11 protein-coding genes and 1 other RNA gene are annotated in these 15,140 nt (G+C 59.7%); 9 read left to right on the top strand and 3 right to left on the bottom strand.

From position 1 onward, the window contains the following. Window positions 1-194: 194 nt before the first annotated feature. Together LKE90_RS01315 and LKE90_RS01310 are read right to left on the bottom strand one after the other, a co-directional pair. Window positions 195-2,252, bottom strand: coding sequence for a TonB-dependent siderophore receptor (locus LKE90_RS01315; protein ID WP_291491033.1), 2,058 nt, complete (start codon window positions 2,250-2,252; stop codon window positions 195-197). 183 nt (window positions 2,253-2,435) lie between these two features. Next, window positions 2,436-3,554, bottom strand: a complete 1,119-nt coding sequence (locus LKE90_RS01310; protein ID WP_291491032.1) for an LLM class flavin-dependent oxidoreductase — start codon at window positions 3,552-3,554, stop codon at window positions 2,436-2,438. Between the two features lie 290 nt (window positions 3,555-3,844). Here LKE90_RS01310 and LKE90_RS01305 point away from each other — a divergent pair, with 290 nt between their 5' ends. Continuing rightward, the gene (locus LKE90_RS01305) at window positions 3,845-4,357 is read left to right on the top strand and encodes a hypothetical protein (RefSeq protein ID WP_291491031.1); all 513 of its coding nucleotides are present in this window, start codon (window positions 3,845-3,847) and stop codon (window positions 4,355-4,357) included. A 63-nt stretch (window positions 4,358-4,420) separates the two neighbouring features. Here LKE90_RS01305 and LKE90_RS01300 read toward each other — a convergent pair whose 3' ends face one another. Further along, window positions 4,421-5,494 (bottom strand): alpha/beta hydrolase, encoded by a 1,074-nt coding sequence (locus LKE90_RS01300; protein WP_291491030.1) that lies wholly within the window; start codon window positions 5,492-5,494, stop codon window positions 4,421-4,423. 84 nt (window positions 5,495-5,578) lie between these two features. On the opposite strand from LKE90_RS01300, the gene rnpB reads away from it, so the two are divergent. From rnpB to mraY, 8 genes are all read left to right on the top strand, one after another. Continuing rightward, window positions 5,579-5,970: RNase P RNA component class A (rnpB, locus tag LKE90_RS01295), an RNA gene on the top strand. Window positions 5,971-6,303: 333 nt separating this feature from the next. Further along, the gene (mraZ, locus tag LKE90_RS01290; protein ID WP_291491028.1) at window positions 6,304-6,780 is read left to right on the top strand and encodes a division/cell wall cluster transcriptional repressor MraZ; all 477 of its coding nucleotides are present in this window, start codon (window positions 6,304-6,306) and stop codon (window positions 6,778-6,780) included. Beyond that, window positions 6,777-7,862 carry a 16S rRNA (cytosine(1402)-N(4))-methyltransferase RsmH gene (rsmH, locus tag LKE90_RS01285; protein ID WP_291491027.1) on the top strand — a complete coding sequence of 362 codons (1,086 nt, stop codon included), beginning with the start codon at window positions 6,777-6,779 and terminating at the stop codon, window positions 7,860-7,862. The genes mraZ and rsmH overlap by 4 nt, the downstream gene beginning before the upstream one ends. Next, window positions 7,862-8,881, top strand: a complete 1,020-nt coding sequence (ftsL, locus tag LKE90_RS01280) for a cell division protein FtsL (RefSeq protein WP_291491026.1) — start codon at window positions 7,862-7,864, stop codon at window positions 8,879-8,881. The genes rsmH and ftsL overlap by 1 nt, the downstream gene beginning before the upstream one ends. 123 nt (window positions 8,882-9,004) lie before the next feature. Then, window positions 9,005-11,140 carry a peptidoglycan D,D-transpeptidase FtsI family protein gene (locus LKE90_RS01275; protein ID WP_291491025.1) on the top strand — a complete coding sequence of 712 codons (2,136 nt, stop codon included), beginning with the start codon at window positions 9,005-9,007 and terminating at the stop codon, window positions 11,138-11,140. A gap of 3 nt (window positions 11,141-11,143) precedes the next feature. Beyond that, entirely contained in the window at window positions 11,144-12,631 is a 1,488-nt protein-coding gene (locus tag LKE90_RS01270) for a UDP-N-acetylmuramoyl-L-alanyl-D-glutamate--2,6-diaminopimelate ligase (protein WP_291491024.1), read from the top strand. After that, a complete protein-coding gene (locus LKE90_RS01265) occupies window positions 12,628-14,040 on the top strand; it encodes a UDP-N-acetylmuramoyl-tripeptide--D-alanyl-D-alanine ligase (RefSeq protein ID WP_291491023.1) in 1,413 nt (470 codons plus the stop codon). Before LKE90_RS01270 ends, LKE90_RS01265 begins: the two co-directional genes overlap by 4 nt. Continuing rightward, window positions 14,040-15,131 (top strand): phospho-N-acetylmuramoyl-pentapeptide-transferase, encoded by a 1,092-nt coding sequence (mraY, locus tag LKE90_RS01260; protein WP_291491022.1) that lies wholly within the window; start codon window positions 14,040-14,042, stop codon window positions 15,129-15,131. Before LKE90_RS01265 ends, mraY begins: the two co-directional genes overlap by 1 nt. Window positions 15,132-15,140 lie beyond the last annotated feature (9 nt).

Genomic DNA, 15,140 nt, shown 5'->3' with positions numbered 1-15,140 from the left:
TTTCGCCTTGCGACGGAATGGCCTGCGCGGTTTTATCGTGGTTTGCAGCCGCTCCACTTCATCGACCCTTGTCGGCGGATCTGGCTGTCGAGGAGCGCCTGATAAAAGCCGCGCCAGACCCGTCTCTTCCGCAGTGAAGAGAGCGGGCGTTCGGTGGGATCAGGAACCGGCACCCTTCACGAGGAATCCGGCTTCTATAAATCGAAGCGGGCGCTCAGCGTTACAGTACGAGGCGCACCGGGGAACAGATTCCGGTTCCCCCGGCTCAGCCAGTAGCGCACATTCCCGATATTCTCGACGGCCGCGCGGAAGACCATCGGATGTCCACCGACATTCACGGCGTACGAGGCTCCCACATTCCCCACGATGTAGGATGGAAGGCGGATTGTGTTGGCGGCATCAAGCCAGTTCCGGGAGACAAAATTGAAACCGGCGTTCACGCTGAGCCCCTTGACTGGCCGTATCCGGTAATCGGCGTTGAACGCCGCCTGAAAAGGCGCGACGGCTTCCAGCTTGTGGCCTGCGTAACCGGCTGCCGCTTTCACGTAACGGGCATCCAGATAGGCAAGGCTCCCGTTGACGTTCAGATCCCGTGTCAGCAGCCACGACGCGGATGCCTCCACACCCTGATAGCGGGACTTGCCATCCTGCACGTAATAATTCTGGGCATTCGTATAGGCGGCACCTGTATCCATGCGAAAAACAGCGAGTGTACCACTAAATGTTTTTCTCTGGACCTTGATACCCGCCTCGTACTGATCGCTCCGCATCGGCCCGAACACCTGCAGGTAGTTCACATTGCTCGAACCAGCCTGCCCGCCCGCCTGCATGGCCTGCACCCAACTGAAGTAAGCATTGATTTCAGGCGTGATCTTATAACTCAGCGAGACGATGGGCGTGACCGGATTATTACGATGGGCTGCCGTCCGACTCCCTGTTTTCGAATAATCGTTCTCCAGATAATCCGTGTAACGGGCTCCCGCCATCAGGGACCATTTTCCATAGCTGAACGTATCACTCCAGAATGGCGCGACCTGCTGGTAGTCAATGTAGCGATACATGCGGGGATTGAAATGCGCCGCATTCGTGATGATTGGTCGCCCGTCATGGATATTGCCGTATTCAAGCGGACCTAGCGCACCTGAATTGGCATCCGCATCGAACATCTGCCTTAACCAGGTAATCCCGACGATGACATCATGACGGATCGGCCCGGTCGTGAAATGTCCCTGCGTGATGGCGTCCACCTGATGATAGGTCAGGACGCGCATCTGCTCGAATGCCTGATTGTAGTAATTTCCGTTAGGGTTTGTGAAGGTAATCTGGTTGGACGGAAACTGCTCATTGAGGTGAGTGTAGCCATAGGTCAGGGCAGCAGACCAGTTTTTTGCAAACTCCCAGTCAAAACCAGTACTGAATCGCTTCATGTCGTTTGTTTTCCATGAATCCTTCGCACCGAAGACGGATCGTCCGCTGACTGTCCGGATGGCTCCCACCCCGTTGGCGGATGCAATGGTGTTGACCATGCCTTTCTGCAGGGTGTTCATATAAAAACTGTTGAAATGCCAATGCAGTTTGTCAGTAATCCGTACATCGGTCGTAAATGAGGTCGAAAGATTCCTCACGAAGCTCGAATTGTACTGATTTCCGACCTCACTGGCGAACGTCAGCCGCGTCTGGACCCGATGGGCAGAATCAAGGGAGCCGCCGACATCAAGCATCTGCCGGAACACAGCATCCGAACGGTAGCCCGCCTCCACCGTGACCTTTCTGTTTTCCACCGGGGCTTTCAGACGATAATCCAGAACACCACCCGGCGATCCAAAACCGTACATAAAAGCGGAAGCACCCTTGAAAACCTGAATGGTATCAAAATTTGCGACAGGCAGATCGATATACCAGTAAGGGATCGCCATCCCGTCTATCTTGTAACCGTTCGTCCAGTCCAGATTGAGACCACGCACGCGGACACTGGAGCCTGAGGCCGTCGATGTTCCGTTGGAATTGGCCTGCACGCCGGGCTCATACCTCATGACATCGTTGATATCGGATGCCTGCATCGCCTCAATTTTGGCGGCAGAAACAGAGCTGACGGAAAAAGGCGTGTCAAATTCGGATTTGTTTCCAAGCGCCCCCAGAGGAACATGTCGGGCAAGGCGGGGCGCATTACGGACAGTCCTGACCGTGATGACTTCAGCCCCACCCGTGACATGCCTTGGTTTTACAGGAGGTTTATTGACAGGCTGCGACACTGACGCCGTTTGCGGACTATGTTTACGTGCTGCCTGTCCTCCTGACACATGAGGCGTTGTCGCATGTGCTACAGAAATACCGGATAGTGAGGCGACCAGAAGAGAACGCAACCCAATGTGGGCCATAAAGATTATCCCCGAAAAACAATGACAGAAGAGTGTGTTTTTGAATATTCTATGATTCTATCTTCCACATCGCTCTTCACGCTCAACAAGCGCCCTCACGCGGGGGATCAGGTCGTTTCCATAAATCAGGGCATCGGAAAGAGGATCAAACCCACGGATCAGAAAAGTCTCGATTCCGATCCTGTAATAATGGAGCAGGCTTTCCGCGACCTGATCCGCGGTTCCGACCAGCGCCGTGGAGTTCCATCGGCCACCAGTCGCCTGAGCAACACCCGTCCAGAGCCGTTCATCATGGCGGTTGCTTCTGGATGCAATTTTCTGAAGACGTCTTGATCCTTCGTTCGTCGGCAGATTTTCGGAAGACGGTTTCCGGCCAGCGCGATCAAGACCAATCCCTGTCGGTTCCTGCGTTTCTTCCTGCCTTTTCTCAAGAGTTTCCTGAATGGCGGCGGCCCGCTCCCATGCAAGCTCTTCCGTCTTTTCTATGATCGGCCGGAAGGAAACAGAAAATCTGATCCGCCTTCCATGTCGGGCGGCTGCGCTTTTCACCTGCTCCACAAGTTCACCTGCCTCCCTGAGAGGCTCGCCCCACAAGGCATAACCGTCAGCATACTGGCCTGTAACAGCGATGGCTTCAGCAGAAGCCCCGCCAAAATAAATCGGGATGCCGCCAGCATTGAAGGGCAGAACAGCCGACTGGGCGCCCCTGACCTGATAGTAATCGCCGTGATGATCAAACGGCGCTTGCGCCTGCCATTCCTGACGGACGATCTGGATATATTCGGCAGCGCGGCGATAGCGCTCCACTTTCGTCAGGTGATCGCCATCGGCCTGCAATTCCCTGTCATTTCCACCTGTAATGACGTGCATGGCGACACGTCCACCGGTCAGTTGATCCAGTGTTGCGAACTGACGGGCCGCAAGGGTGGGCGCAACAAAACCGGGACGATGAGCAATCAGCAACCCCAGCTTTCTTGTTGCGGACGCAGCGTGCTGTGCGACAAGCAGACTGTCGGGCGAAGTCGAGTGAAACGCGACCAGCGCCCGATCGAAACCGCCCCGTTCCTGCAGAAGGGCGCTTCCGGCAATATAATCGGGATCGACAGCAGGCCCATTGGGGCCAACAACCTCCGTTTGCTCCTGAGCACTGACATAACCAATAAATTCGACAGGCATTATCCGATGATCCTGAGAGAAACACGCCCCTCAAGAATGAATTGGATCACCGTGAAAATCACATCAGAAATGCTCACATATATTATAATGGATTTTTATATCAGGTTATTTACAAATATAGAAAAATAAAAATCAATAATATTCTATTTTTTACCTGAAAACCAAAACAGAGCACAGAAAATATTTCTGACTCCCAACCCTGTTTTCGGGATGGCAGTTACGCTTTTCAATATCTATCCCTGCGTTTCCTGTAGCGCTACAGAGTTCAGGAATGGAACCAAGGAGCATCAATGAGCGCTACATGGGGTGATTTTCAGGCTGTGATCCAGCTTTCAGCCGGTCTCAACGTCGCCATCCTCAGCTTTGTCGATATCAGCCTTCCCGCCATCAAGGAGCGACGCCGTGTTTTCGCCAAGGCGCGGCAGGAACTGGAGATTCATCGCAAAAATCCCCACAAGCGAACGGCGGAGGAAAAATCCAGCCACGCCGACGCCGTTGGCGACATTGACCGCAGACTGTTCGATCTCTGGCGGGAAACCTCAGCCTTTGAGGCCATTGAGGATTCCCTGATGAGATCGACTGGCGTTTTCGGAATCTTCGGCGCGGTTCTCGGGCTCGGACTATTGTGGTATTCGGCCACGCATTACGATGCCGGGATTCCTCTTCTGGGAGAAATCCTCACCATTCTTTCATTCTTCTCGCTTGCGGGCGCTTTCCTGATCAATTTCTTTACGGCGTCAAAAGCATCCACCTACGCCAAGCGGTGCAACGCATTACGGGATCACATGCGCAACCATCTTTGAGCAGCGCCAATGAAAGCCGAATAACAGACGCAAGACCCTGCCATTTTCAGGTCCGATAGGCGCTCATCCCTCCACCCTGAACGCCGCCCGCAATGCGCGTCCACTCTCACGCAGGACGCGACGCGCCTTTCTCATCATGGGATAGAACTGAAGAAAGCCGTGCAGCGTGCCGCGAACGCAGATAAAGCGGACCACGTTTCCGGCCTCGGCAAGCCGTCGGGCATAGAGCGCGCCCTCATCCCTGAGCGGATCACATTCTGCGGTCATGATCCATGCAGGCGGAAGGTCTGAAAGATCGTCCCGCAGGGCTGGCGCAAAGTCAGGATTGAGCAGATCCTCCTCTGACGAAGCATATTGGCTTCCGTACCATTCCATCATGGCTTTCGTCAGAAAATATCCGTCAGCAAAACGCTCACGAGACAGCGTCTCCTCCCGCCCAAGCGTCGCCGGATAATAAAGTACCTGCATGACAGGAGCGGGGACCGTCGGCCCCGCACCCGCCCGGCGTCTTTCCCGCACTTTCTGACACAATACAGCCGCCAGCGTTCCACCAGCGCTATCTCCTGCGACAGCGACCGGACCACCCCAACGCCAGGCTTCCGACGTCAGCCAGTTGAAAGCCGCCAACACATCGTCCACGGCGGCAGGAAATTTATGTTCGGGCGCAAGACTGTAATCAAATGACAGGACAGCAGCACCGGACGCATATGCCAGGCGACAGCATATCCCGTGATGGGAGTTGAGGCCGCAATGCACGAAGCCGCCACCGTGCAGGAACAGAACAGCCCCCCTCACCTTTCCATGAGGAAGATAAAGACGCGCGGGCCTGAGTGCCGACGCACCGGGCACGCGCAGTTCGATAATCCGTCTGAGAGGAAGCGCGGACAGACGCATGGGAAACGATGGGCGATTGGTGAGACGCCTTATATAAGCAAGCGATGCTGCCGATATGGTGTGTGATGCCACCGGGGCCGCCGCATGATGCGTTTTCTGGCTGCGCCTGCGTCTGCGCTTTCGGCTGGCGACATGCAGCCCCGTCAGCAGAAGGCGAGAGGTGAAATCCGGCATGTCGCCAGCGCGATGGCCGACGGGCTTTCCGGCGGACTGACGTTCCGTGAGCTTTTCAATCTTCAGCATGGCCTGAACAGGCTGTGGCGTACGTCAGAATATGTCCAGTCGTATCTTGACGGAACAGTCCTGCACGCGCAGGGTCCGCGCCTGCCAGACGGTCGGGCGATCGCTGTTGCCTATATCAGGTGATGGAGGAAAGTCCGGGCTCCACGGGAGAACGGTGCCGGCTAACGGCCGGCGAGGGTGACCTCAGGGAAAGTGCCACAGAAAACAGACCGCCTTCCTGGCCTGCTCGCAGGCTGGAGGTAAGGGTGAAACGGTGCGGTAAGAGCGCACCGCGCTTCCGGTAACGGCGGCGGCACGGCAAACCCCACCGGGAGCAAGACCGAATAGGGACGGTAGGCAGCCTGACTGCCAAAGGTTCTCCCGCCTTCCGTCCGGGTTGGTCGCGTGAGGCGTGTCGCAAGACACGTCCCAGAGGAATGATCGTCACGGTCTCTTCGGAGAACGGACAGAACCCGGCTTACAGACCGTCTGGCACCTCTCGATCCCTTAAAATTCACTAAAGAAACGAGTCGCGTTTTCCGGAGGAAATGGGCGGCTCCCGATTCTTTCCGATGCTTCGGTTTTTAATATAGCGATAAGAAACACACCAAAAGAACATAACGAGAACACTCGTTCTTGTTAACAGATACCTGCCTTCTGGAAACCTTTTAGGAACGAAGTACGACAAACTTGTCTTTTTTCGCGGTTTTCTGCCAGTTTTTATTACAGATTCATTTGACGTCCCATAAAATCCCATGATATCCCAGAATCAACCAAACGGCCCCAACAACCGCGGACCGCAACCCTGCGCATGAAGGATTCCTCACCCGGTGAGCGTGTTTCTCGGCACACACCAGAATCGAATCGACGCCAAGGGGCGCGTTTCGATTCCAGCCGGGTTTCGCACGGTCCTGCGCAATCAGACTGTGGAAGGTGAGGCTCTGATGGTTCTGCGCCCTTCCCACACACAGCCCTGCATCGAAGCATGGCCTTCCGCCGCTTTCGCTTCACTGGCGCAACCGCTCGACAGGCTCGACATGTTCTCGGACGAGCATGATGACCTCGCGGCCGCTCTGTATGCCGACGCCTACCCGATGGACGCGGATCGTGAAGGCCGCATCATCATTCCCGACTTTCTGAGGGAGCACGCCGGTCTTTCCGATAGCGTCGCGTTCATGGGTCTTGGCCGCATCTTCCAGATCTGGGAGCCGAAGGCCGCCGAACAGCGCCGCGCCGAAGCGCGTCTCCGCTCCCGTCGTGTAACGCTTCCGGGCAACCGCAACGGCGAGACGGGAGGCGCTGCATGAACGCGATGAACTCTCCCGTCGCCAGTCGTCCGGACTACGATCCCGGCCATGTTCCGGTCATGCGGAACGAGGTGCTGGAGTGCCTCGCACCCGGAGATAGTGAAGTCTATGTGGACGGCACCTTCGGCGGCGGCGGTTACACAAACGCCGTGCTGGCGGCGGCAAACTGCCGCGTCTGGGGAATCGACCGCGATCCAGACGCCATCGTGCGTGGCGAGACTCTCGCCCGTGTCTGGGGCGCGGGCCCGGACGGCACGCCGCGCCTGCGGATGCTGCACGGCGGGTTCAGCACGATGCAGGACATGCTGCACGCCGCCGGGACCGATCATGTCGATGGCGTGATGCTGGATCTTGGCGTGTCCTCCTTCCAGATCGACGAGGCGGAGCGCGGCTTCTCCTTCCGCCATGACGGCCCGCTCGACATGCGAATGGGAAAAGCCGGTCGTTCGGCAGCGGATATCGTCAACACGGCCTCCGAAGCGGAACTGGCTGACATCTTCCATTATTATGGAGAGGAACGGCATGCACGCCGCGTGGCGCGCACGGTCGTTGAAGCCCGCAAGACCACGGAACTGAAGACGACTCTTCAGTTGGCCGAGGTCATCCGCTCCGTCGTGCCCTCCGACAAGTCGGGGATCGACGCGGCGACACGCAGTTTTCAGGGACTGCGGATTGCGGTGAATGACGAGCTTGGGGAAATCGAGCGGGGGCTGGAACAGGCTCTCGCCCTTCTCTCTCCCGGCGGACGTCTGGTCGTTGTGTCTTTCCACTCTCTGGAAGACCGCATCATCAAACGCGTCATGGCGGCGGCGGCGGGTCAGGAGCCCGGCCTCTCGCGTCATGACCCGCGCTCCATGAGTCGCGGAAAGAAAGCAGCGTCGTTCAGTCTCCTCTTCCGCAAGGCGATAAAGCCCTCGGACGAGGAGTGCCGACGCAATCCACGGGCACGAAGCGCCAAGCTGCGCGCCCTGAGTCGGCTCGGATCGTCAGATGACTGTTTGGGTTCACAGACCGTGCATGCGGAACCGCAGGCGAATGTCGGCGCCGGTTCCGTAAAATCCTCCGACAAAGGGACAGTCTGATGTTCAGGCCTTTCACTTTCTTCTGCGCGTTGCTGGCCGGTTCGTCGGGCATGTACCTGTATACGAAGAAGCATCAGACGACTGTTCTGGATCAGCAGATTTCCAGAATTGTCAGTGATACACAGCATATCCGCCAGCAGACGGCGGTGTTGCAGACCCAGTGGGCGCTGCTCAACCAGCCTGACCGCCTGAACCATCTTGCCTCCCGTTTCGACCCCACTCTGAAACCGATGGAGCCGAAGCAGTTCGTGCGCATGACGGATCTGAAGCAGCACCTGCCTGCTGTCGTCAGCGTTCATGATGTCGCCGTTGCGCGTGCCGATGCGCCCGTTGCTCCGCCTGCTTCACCCGACACAGCGGAATCCCATGTGGCTGCGACGGCTGTCATGGCGTCCAGCAACGCTCCGGACCACGACCATCTTCACGATGTCGCCGTAAAGCCGACAGCCTCTGTTGTAGCGGACGCTCCTGTCAGAAAAGCGCCTGTCGTTCTGGCCAAAGCCGAGACCCCCGCCCTTCCGCTCCATACGCATGAGGCTCGTGTGACGGAAGTTCATACGGCTGGTGAAGCACGCAGGCTGACGAGCGAGAGCCCCAAACCGCAGATGCTGGCTCTGTCCGACGCGACACCGGCGGTCACGCGCAAAGTCCCGCATCATGCGACCGCTCCCGCATCGACCGACGCGCTGGCTCTGGCGCTGGGCGAAAAGCCTGAGACCACAGCCGTTCATCACAGCGCCCGCACGGTCGTCGCCGACAACAGCGTGATCCGGCACACAGCTTCGCATGACGCAACCGACCTGAGTGGTGTCGCCCCCGCCACCCATCATACGGTGACGCGTGTGGCCATCAGCGATACGCCGCATCATACGACGGCGCTCTCGCCGGTCACTGTCGCCGCATGGCGTCCGACAGCAGCTCCGCGCTATGTGGAGGCGCGCGCGACCTATAGCGGTTCGCTGCTTGGACGCTCCGCTATCGGAGGAGGACTTCCCCCGCCGATGCCGGTTTCAAACTAAGGCCACAGTTCTTCGTTTCAATAGCTTCGTGCCGGTCTGACCGGCACGGACCTTTTTTCAGCCCGTCATTCCGGCACACGTGTTTCCAGATGTTTCCGGGCCCTCGAGGATACGCCGCCCCTCATGCCGCGCCAGTCGTCACCACCCGAGTCTTCCGCATCAGATCACGAACATCCCCCACAGGATGTGCGGATCACGAGCGCAGATCTGCGTGAACGGGCGCATCTGGAGCGGATGCATGTGCGGCTGCTCGGAGTCGCCGCCGGGTTCTGCCTGCTGTTCGGGACGGTGGCGCTGAAGGCCACGTTCGCCACCATCATCTCGCCCATGGCTCCCGAGGCGCGGCAGTTGCGTCCGCAGGTGCCGGACATTCCCAAGATCGATCCGAAAAGCACGCTCACCAGCACCCTGACCATGCCGCAGGTCAGACGCGCCATGATCGTCGATCGCAACAATCAGGTGCTGGCGGTCTCACTGCCGGTCGCCCAGCTTTACGCCAACCCGCGGGAACTGATGGACCCGCAGGACGTCGCGAAGAAGCTGAAGTCCGTTCTGCCGCAGATGAATGAAGAAGAGACGGTCAGACGTCTCTCGATGGCGAAACAGTTCGTCTATCTCGCGCGTAACATCACGCTCCAGCAGGAACTGGCGATCAACAATTTCGGTATTCCGGGCATTTACTTCGAAGCCGGGGAACGCCGCCATTATCCACAGGGTCAGGTCGCGGCCCAGATTCTCGGCAGCGTGGATATTGATGATCACGGCATCGCCGGTGTCGAGCGTTACTTTGACAAGCGTCTGATCAACGACAAGAATCCACTGAAACTGTCGCTTGATGTGCGCGTGCAGGGCGTGGCGCGTGAAGAACTCGCCGCCGCCATGCAGACATTCGAGGCAATCGGCGCCTGCGCCATCGTCATGGACGTCAATAGCGGTGAGATCATCGCCATGGTCAGTCTGCCTGACTATGACGCCAACGATTTCGCCCATGCGTCCAACGACGCCCGTTTCAACCGCGCCGTGACAGGCATGTACGAGCCGGGCTCCACCTTCAAGCTCCAGACCGCGGCCATGGCGCTCCAGCTTGGCGTCGCCCATGTCTGGGACCGTTTTTCCTCCATTCCCATTCATATCGGCCGGTTCACCATCGCCGACATGAAAACCGATCATTTCGCGCCATGGCTGTCCCTGCCGGAAGTCATGGCGTTCTCCTCCAATCCCGCCGCCGCCCATATCGCGCTGGATGTCGGCGCGCAGAGGCAGCAGGACTGGCTCAAGGGCATGGGCTTCTTCGCGCCGGTACCGGTCGAACTGCCTGAAGCGGGCCGTCCGATCATCCCGGCGCGCCGGAACTGGGGCATTTCAACCGTGATGACGGTCGGCTTCGGCCACGGTGTAGCGGAACCGCCGCTCGCCATCGTGCGCGGCACGGCGGCGACGGTGAACGGTGGCATTCTGATCAAGCCGACCCTCCTCGCCCGCGATGAGGACGCCAGCGCACGCACCATTCCTGCCAGCGCCACGCCTGCTCTCGCCACGCCCGACAGGGAGGCTGGTCCTTCCATCTCAGGTGGCCCTGAAAACGGCGATGCCCCCTCCGATACGGCAATGAACACGGAAACCGCCGATACGGTCGACGTCCCCGTCACACCCGAGGGGCAGCGCGTTTTTTCACCCGAAATTTCCGCAACTCTCCGCAAGATCCTGCGGCTGGACGTCAAGCTCGGCACCGGCAAGACGGCAGAGGTTCCGGGCTATTTCGTCGGTGGGAAAACAGGCACCGCCGAAAAGATCGGTCCACATGGCGGCTATCTCAAGCATGTGAATATTGCCGCCTTCACCAGCATCTTTCCCATGAACGCACCGCACTACGCCGTCTATGTCATGCTCGACAGCCCTAAGGCGACGGCGGCGACGCACGGCTGGACGACCGCCGCGTGGAACGCCGCTCCGACCGTCGCCCGGATCATCTCCCGTATTGGTCCCATGCTGGAAGTGTTCCCGGATACGGCGCATGAAGCGCAGATTGATGCGGCGCTTTCCATTCCCATGCGTCCCTCGCCCCCAAAAGGTGTAAAGCCGCTCGGCCCCGGCAACGATCCCGGCGACCCGCGTCACGTCGCCGAAGAAAAACGGGCTGAGGAAAAGCGAGTAGAAGAAACCGAGAAGAAAAAGCCTTTGAAGACGGGCGATGCGAACGTCATGAAACATGCGGCAAGCGGACAGAACGGTTCCCAACAGGAAGGCGGACAGGGTTAGATCATGAAACTTTCCTCTCTCCTTTCCCAATCAGGTCTTTCCCAGTCGGGCCTGACATCGGACGCCCTGACGGCCAACGACCCGGAGATCACATCCGTCACCGCTGACAGCCGTCAGGTCGAACCCGGTTCCCTGTTTGTAGCGCTGCCGGGAACGCAGGAAGACGGCAGCCGCTATATTCCCGATGCGCTGGCCGCAGGCGCATCCGCCCTTCTCGTGCCGGATGGAGAGCAGGCCGCCGAGGGGCAGGCGCCAACCGTCTTCACCAAGACACCGCGTCGTTCTCTCGCGATTCTGGCCGCGACCCTTGCCGGTCCACAGCCTGAGCATATTGTCGCCGTCACCGGCACGAACGGGAAAACAAGCACCGTCGATTTCCTGCGTCAGATCTGGCAGGGCATGGGCCGCATTTCCGCGAGCTTCGGCACGCTGGGACTGATTTCTCCGGTGGAACTGCCGTTCCGCATTCCCTCCCTCACCACGCCGGACCCGGTGACGCTGGCGAAGGCGCTTGCCGCTCTCCGTGAACGGGACGTGACGGATGTGGCGATGGAAGCCTCTTCCCACGGGCTGGACCAGCGCCGTCTGGACGGGGTGAAGATCGCCGCCGCCGGTTTTACCAACCTCACCCGCGATCATCTTGATTATCATGGCTCGCTGGAAGCCTATCGCACGGCCAAACTGCGCCTGTTCGACACGCTTCTCCCCGGCGGCGGCCTTGCGGCGGCCAATGCCGACATGGATGAGGACACGCTCGACGCCCTGCGCGATATCCAGCGCCGTCGTGGTCTCGACCTTCGGCTGGTCGGGCGCAAGGGCAACACGATCCGTCTTGTCGCGCACAAGGCCCTGCCGAACGGGCATCAGCTTCTGCGGCTTGAACTCGGCAAAAAGGAAAGGGATGTGACCCTGCCGCTGCCGGGTCGTTTTCAGGTGGACAACGCCCTGCTCGCCGTGGCTCTGGCGGGACCGGACAGGGCCGACATGGAACAGGCCCTGACCCTGCTGCCGACATTGCGCGGTGTGCGCGGACGCATGGAACAGGCCGTCATGCTGGCCAACGGCGCTTCCGTCTATGTCGATTATGCCCACACGCCGGACGCGCTGGCGCGGGCGCTGGACAGCCTGCGTCCGCATGTCAAAGGCCGCCTGCTGATCCTGTTTGGCGCGGGCGGTGACAGGGACAAGGGCAAGAGACCACTCATGGCGCAGGAAGCCACACAGCGGGCCGATGTGGTGTTTGTCACGGACGACAACCCCCGCAGCGAGGACCCGACGGCAATCCGCCGCGATATTCTGGCGGGCGCTCCAAAGGAAGTCATTGAAATCGCAGATCGCCGAAAAGCCATAGGCGAGGCGCTGCGCCAGCTTCAGCCGGGTGACGTGCTTCTGGTTGCGGGCAAGGGGCATGAGCAGGGCCAGATCATCGGTGATGTCGTGCAGCCGTTCGACGATGTGAGTGTGGTGAAAAATCTGGCGGCGGGACTGTGAGCATTCTCTGGACAGGCGAGGAATTGGCTGCCGCGACCCAAGGATGTTTCGCTGGGGCACGCTCCGGAGAGGACCGTGCGATCACGGTCTCCGGTGTGTCGATCGACACACGCACGCTTGAGGAAGGCGATTTGTTTATCGCCCTTCTGGGCGAGAACTCGGACGGTCACGCCCACGTCGCCGCAGCGCTGGAGAAGGGCGCGGCAGTGGCGCTCGTGCATCGCACGGAAGGGCTGGAAGGCGTTGATCCCACTGATCCACGCCTGCTGAGTGTCGGTGACACGATGGTCGGCCTGTGGGATCTGGCGCGTGCGGCGCGTGCCCGCTTCACAGGCGATGTCATCGCCGTGACAGGTAGCGTCGGCAAGACCACGACCAAGGAAATGCTGCGGGTGGCGCTCGGTGCGCTCGGCATGACCCATGCGTCCGCCGCCTCCTACAACAACCATTGGGGCGTGCCGCTGACCCTGGCCCGACTGCCGCGTGACGCCGCGTTCTGCGTCAGCGAAATCGGCATGAACCATCCCGGCGAGATCGCCCCGCTGGCTGAACTGGTGCGGCCCGATGTGGCCGTCATTTCCACAATCGGCTCGGCACATCTGGGGCATATGGGCAGCCTTGAGGCCATCGCACAGGAAAAGGCGTCGATCATCGCGGCACTTCCACGCGGTGGCATCGCCATCGTGCCGGATGATGCGGCAGGTCAGCCGATCTTTACTGACGTCGCGCAGGCTTCTGGCGTTACTCTCTGGAAGTCCGGTTTTGCCGGAACCAGCACAGCGCGCATCACCGATCTTGAGCTTTCGGGTGAAGGAAGCCGGTTTGTCGCCCATGTGGCGGAGACAGCCGTTCCTGTCGAAATTCGTGCGCCCGGCGAACATCTCGCCCGCAATGCCCTGTCCACTCTGGCGGTCGTCGCGGCCCTGCATGGCGGCGGCCCGGAACTCAGCCGGGCGGCTGTGGCTCTTGCCGGTTTCACTCCCGGCACGGGACGTGGCGCGGCCTCCCCCATTCTCGGCGGCGAGGCTCTTCTGCTGGATGAGAGCTACAACGCCTCCGTCCTGTCGATCAGAGCCGCCCTTGGCGTGCTCGCGCTTCTGCCGGCCAAACGCCGCATTGCCGTGTTGGGAGACATCCGCGAACTGGGTGACTTCGCACGCGAGGAACATCTCTCCCTTGAGCCTGCGGTCAGCGCCGCGGCCGACCTTGTTTTCTGTTGTGGACCGCACATGAAAGACCTGTTTGACGCCCTGCCCTCTTCCCGTCAGGGAAGCTGGGAGGAGAACTCCACTGCGCTTGCGCCGCGTGTGCGGGAAACCCTGCGACCGGGCGACGCCGTGCTGGTCAAGGGCAGCTTCGGCAGCCGTATGAAGATTGTCGTGGACGCGCTGAAAGCGGAGAGCCTCTGATGCTGTATCTGCTGGTCGCCCATCACGCACACGGTCACACGACGTTTCTCAACCTGTTCCGCTATCTCACCTTCAGGGCTGGCGGAGCCTGCCTGACTGCGCTCGCCATCGCCCTGCTGCTTGGCAATCCGGTGATCCGGGAACTCAAGCGTATCCAGCGTGAAGGGCAACCCATTCGCGCGCTCGGCCCGGAACGCCACATTCTGGAGAAAGCCGGAACGCCGACGATGGGCGGTATCCTGATCCTGATCGCGCTATTTGTTTCGACGCTGCTCTGGGCCGACCTACAGAACGGCTTCGTCTGGGCCGTGCTGTTCGTCACCGGCTCTTTCGGCGCGATCGGTTTCGCGGATGACTATCTCAAGCTGTCCAGACGCAATACGGATGGCGTGTCGAAGAAAGCCCGCCTCACCTGCGAGTTCGCCACCTCCCTGATCGCGGGCTGGTGGATGCAGCATATGATGCCGCCTGAACTGGCCAATCATCTCGCTTTTCCATTCGTGAAGGATTTCCTGCTGCCGCTCGGCATCGCTTTCCCAATATTCGCGATGGTGACGATCGCCGGTTTCGGCAACGCCGTGAACTTCACGGACGGACTGGATGGGCTGGCGACAGTTCCTGTGGTGATTGCCTCACTTGTGTTCGCCCTGATCGCCTATCTGGTCGGCAACCATGTCTTTGCCGACTATCTCCAGCTTCACGCGGTTCCGGGAACTGGCGAACTCGCCATCTTCTGCGCGGCGCTGGTCGGCGCGGGACTGGGCTTTCTCTGGTTCAATGCGCCGCCTGCCTCCGTGTTCATGGGCGATACCGGCTCGCTGTCCCTCGGTGGTGCGCTGGGAGCCGTGGCCGTGGCCACCAAGCATGAACTGGTGCTGTGCATCGTCGGCGGTCTGTTTGTGGTCGAAACGCTGTCTGTTGTGATTCAGGTCTTCTGGTACAAACGCACCAAGCGCCGTGTGTTCCTGATGGCCCCGCTGCATCATCACTTTGAAAAGAAGGGCTGGCAGGAACCCAAGATCGTCGTCCGGTTCTGGATCGTCTCCGTCGTGCTGGGGCTGTTCGGCCTCGCCACGCTGAAGCTGCGCTGAGGAGACCCC

The sequence above is a fragment of the Acetobacter sp. genome, from assembly GCF_022483985.1.
Lineage (GTDB): Bacteria > Pseudomonadota > Alphaproteobacteria > Acetobacterales > Acetobacteraceae > Acetobacter.
This window is presented reverse-complemented; position numbering and strand designations above follow the sequence as displayed.

Bases quoted from the DNA above. Each gene is read 5' to 3' on its own strand.
- LKE90_RS01310 (WP_291491032.1), bottom strand. From the start codon at position 3,554: ATGCCTGTCGAATTTATTGGTTATGTCAGTGCTCAGGAGCAAACGGAG.
- LKE90_RS01305 (WP_291491031.1), top strand. From the start codon at position 3,845: ATGAGCGCTACATGGGGTGATTTTCAGGCTGTGATCCAGCTTTCAGCC.
- LKE90_RS01300 (WP_291491030.1), bottom strand. From the start codon at position 5,494: ATGCTGAAGATTGAAAAGCTCACGGAACGTCAGTCCGCCGGAAAGCCC.
- rsmH (WP_291491027.1), top strand. From the start codon at position 6,777: ATGAACGCGATGAACTCTCCCGTCGCCAGTCGTCCGGACTACGATCCC.
- ftsL (WP_291491026.1), top strand. From the start codon at position 7,862: ATGTTCAGGCCTTTCACTTTCTTCTGCGCGTTGCTGGCCGGTTCGTCG.
- LKE90_RS01275 (WP_291491025.1), top strand. From the start codon at position 9,005: ATGCCGCGCCAGTCGTCACCACCCGAGTCTTCCGCATCAGATCACGAA.
- LKE90_RS01270 (WP_291491024.1), top strand. From the start codon at position 11,144: ATGAAACTTTCCTCTCTCCTTTCCCAATCAGGTCTTTCCCAGTCGGGC.
- mraY (WP_291491022.1), top strand. From the start codon at position 14,040: ATGCTGTATCTGCTGGTCGCCCATCACGCACACGGTCACACGACGTTT.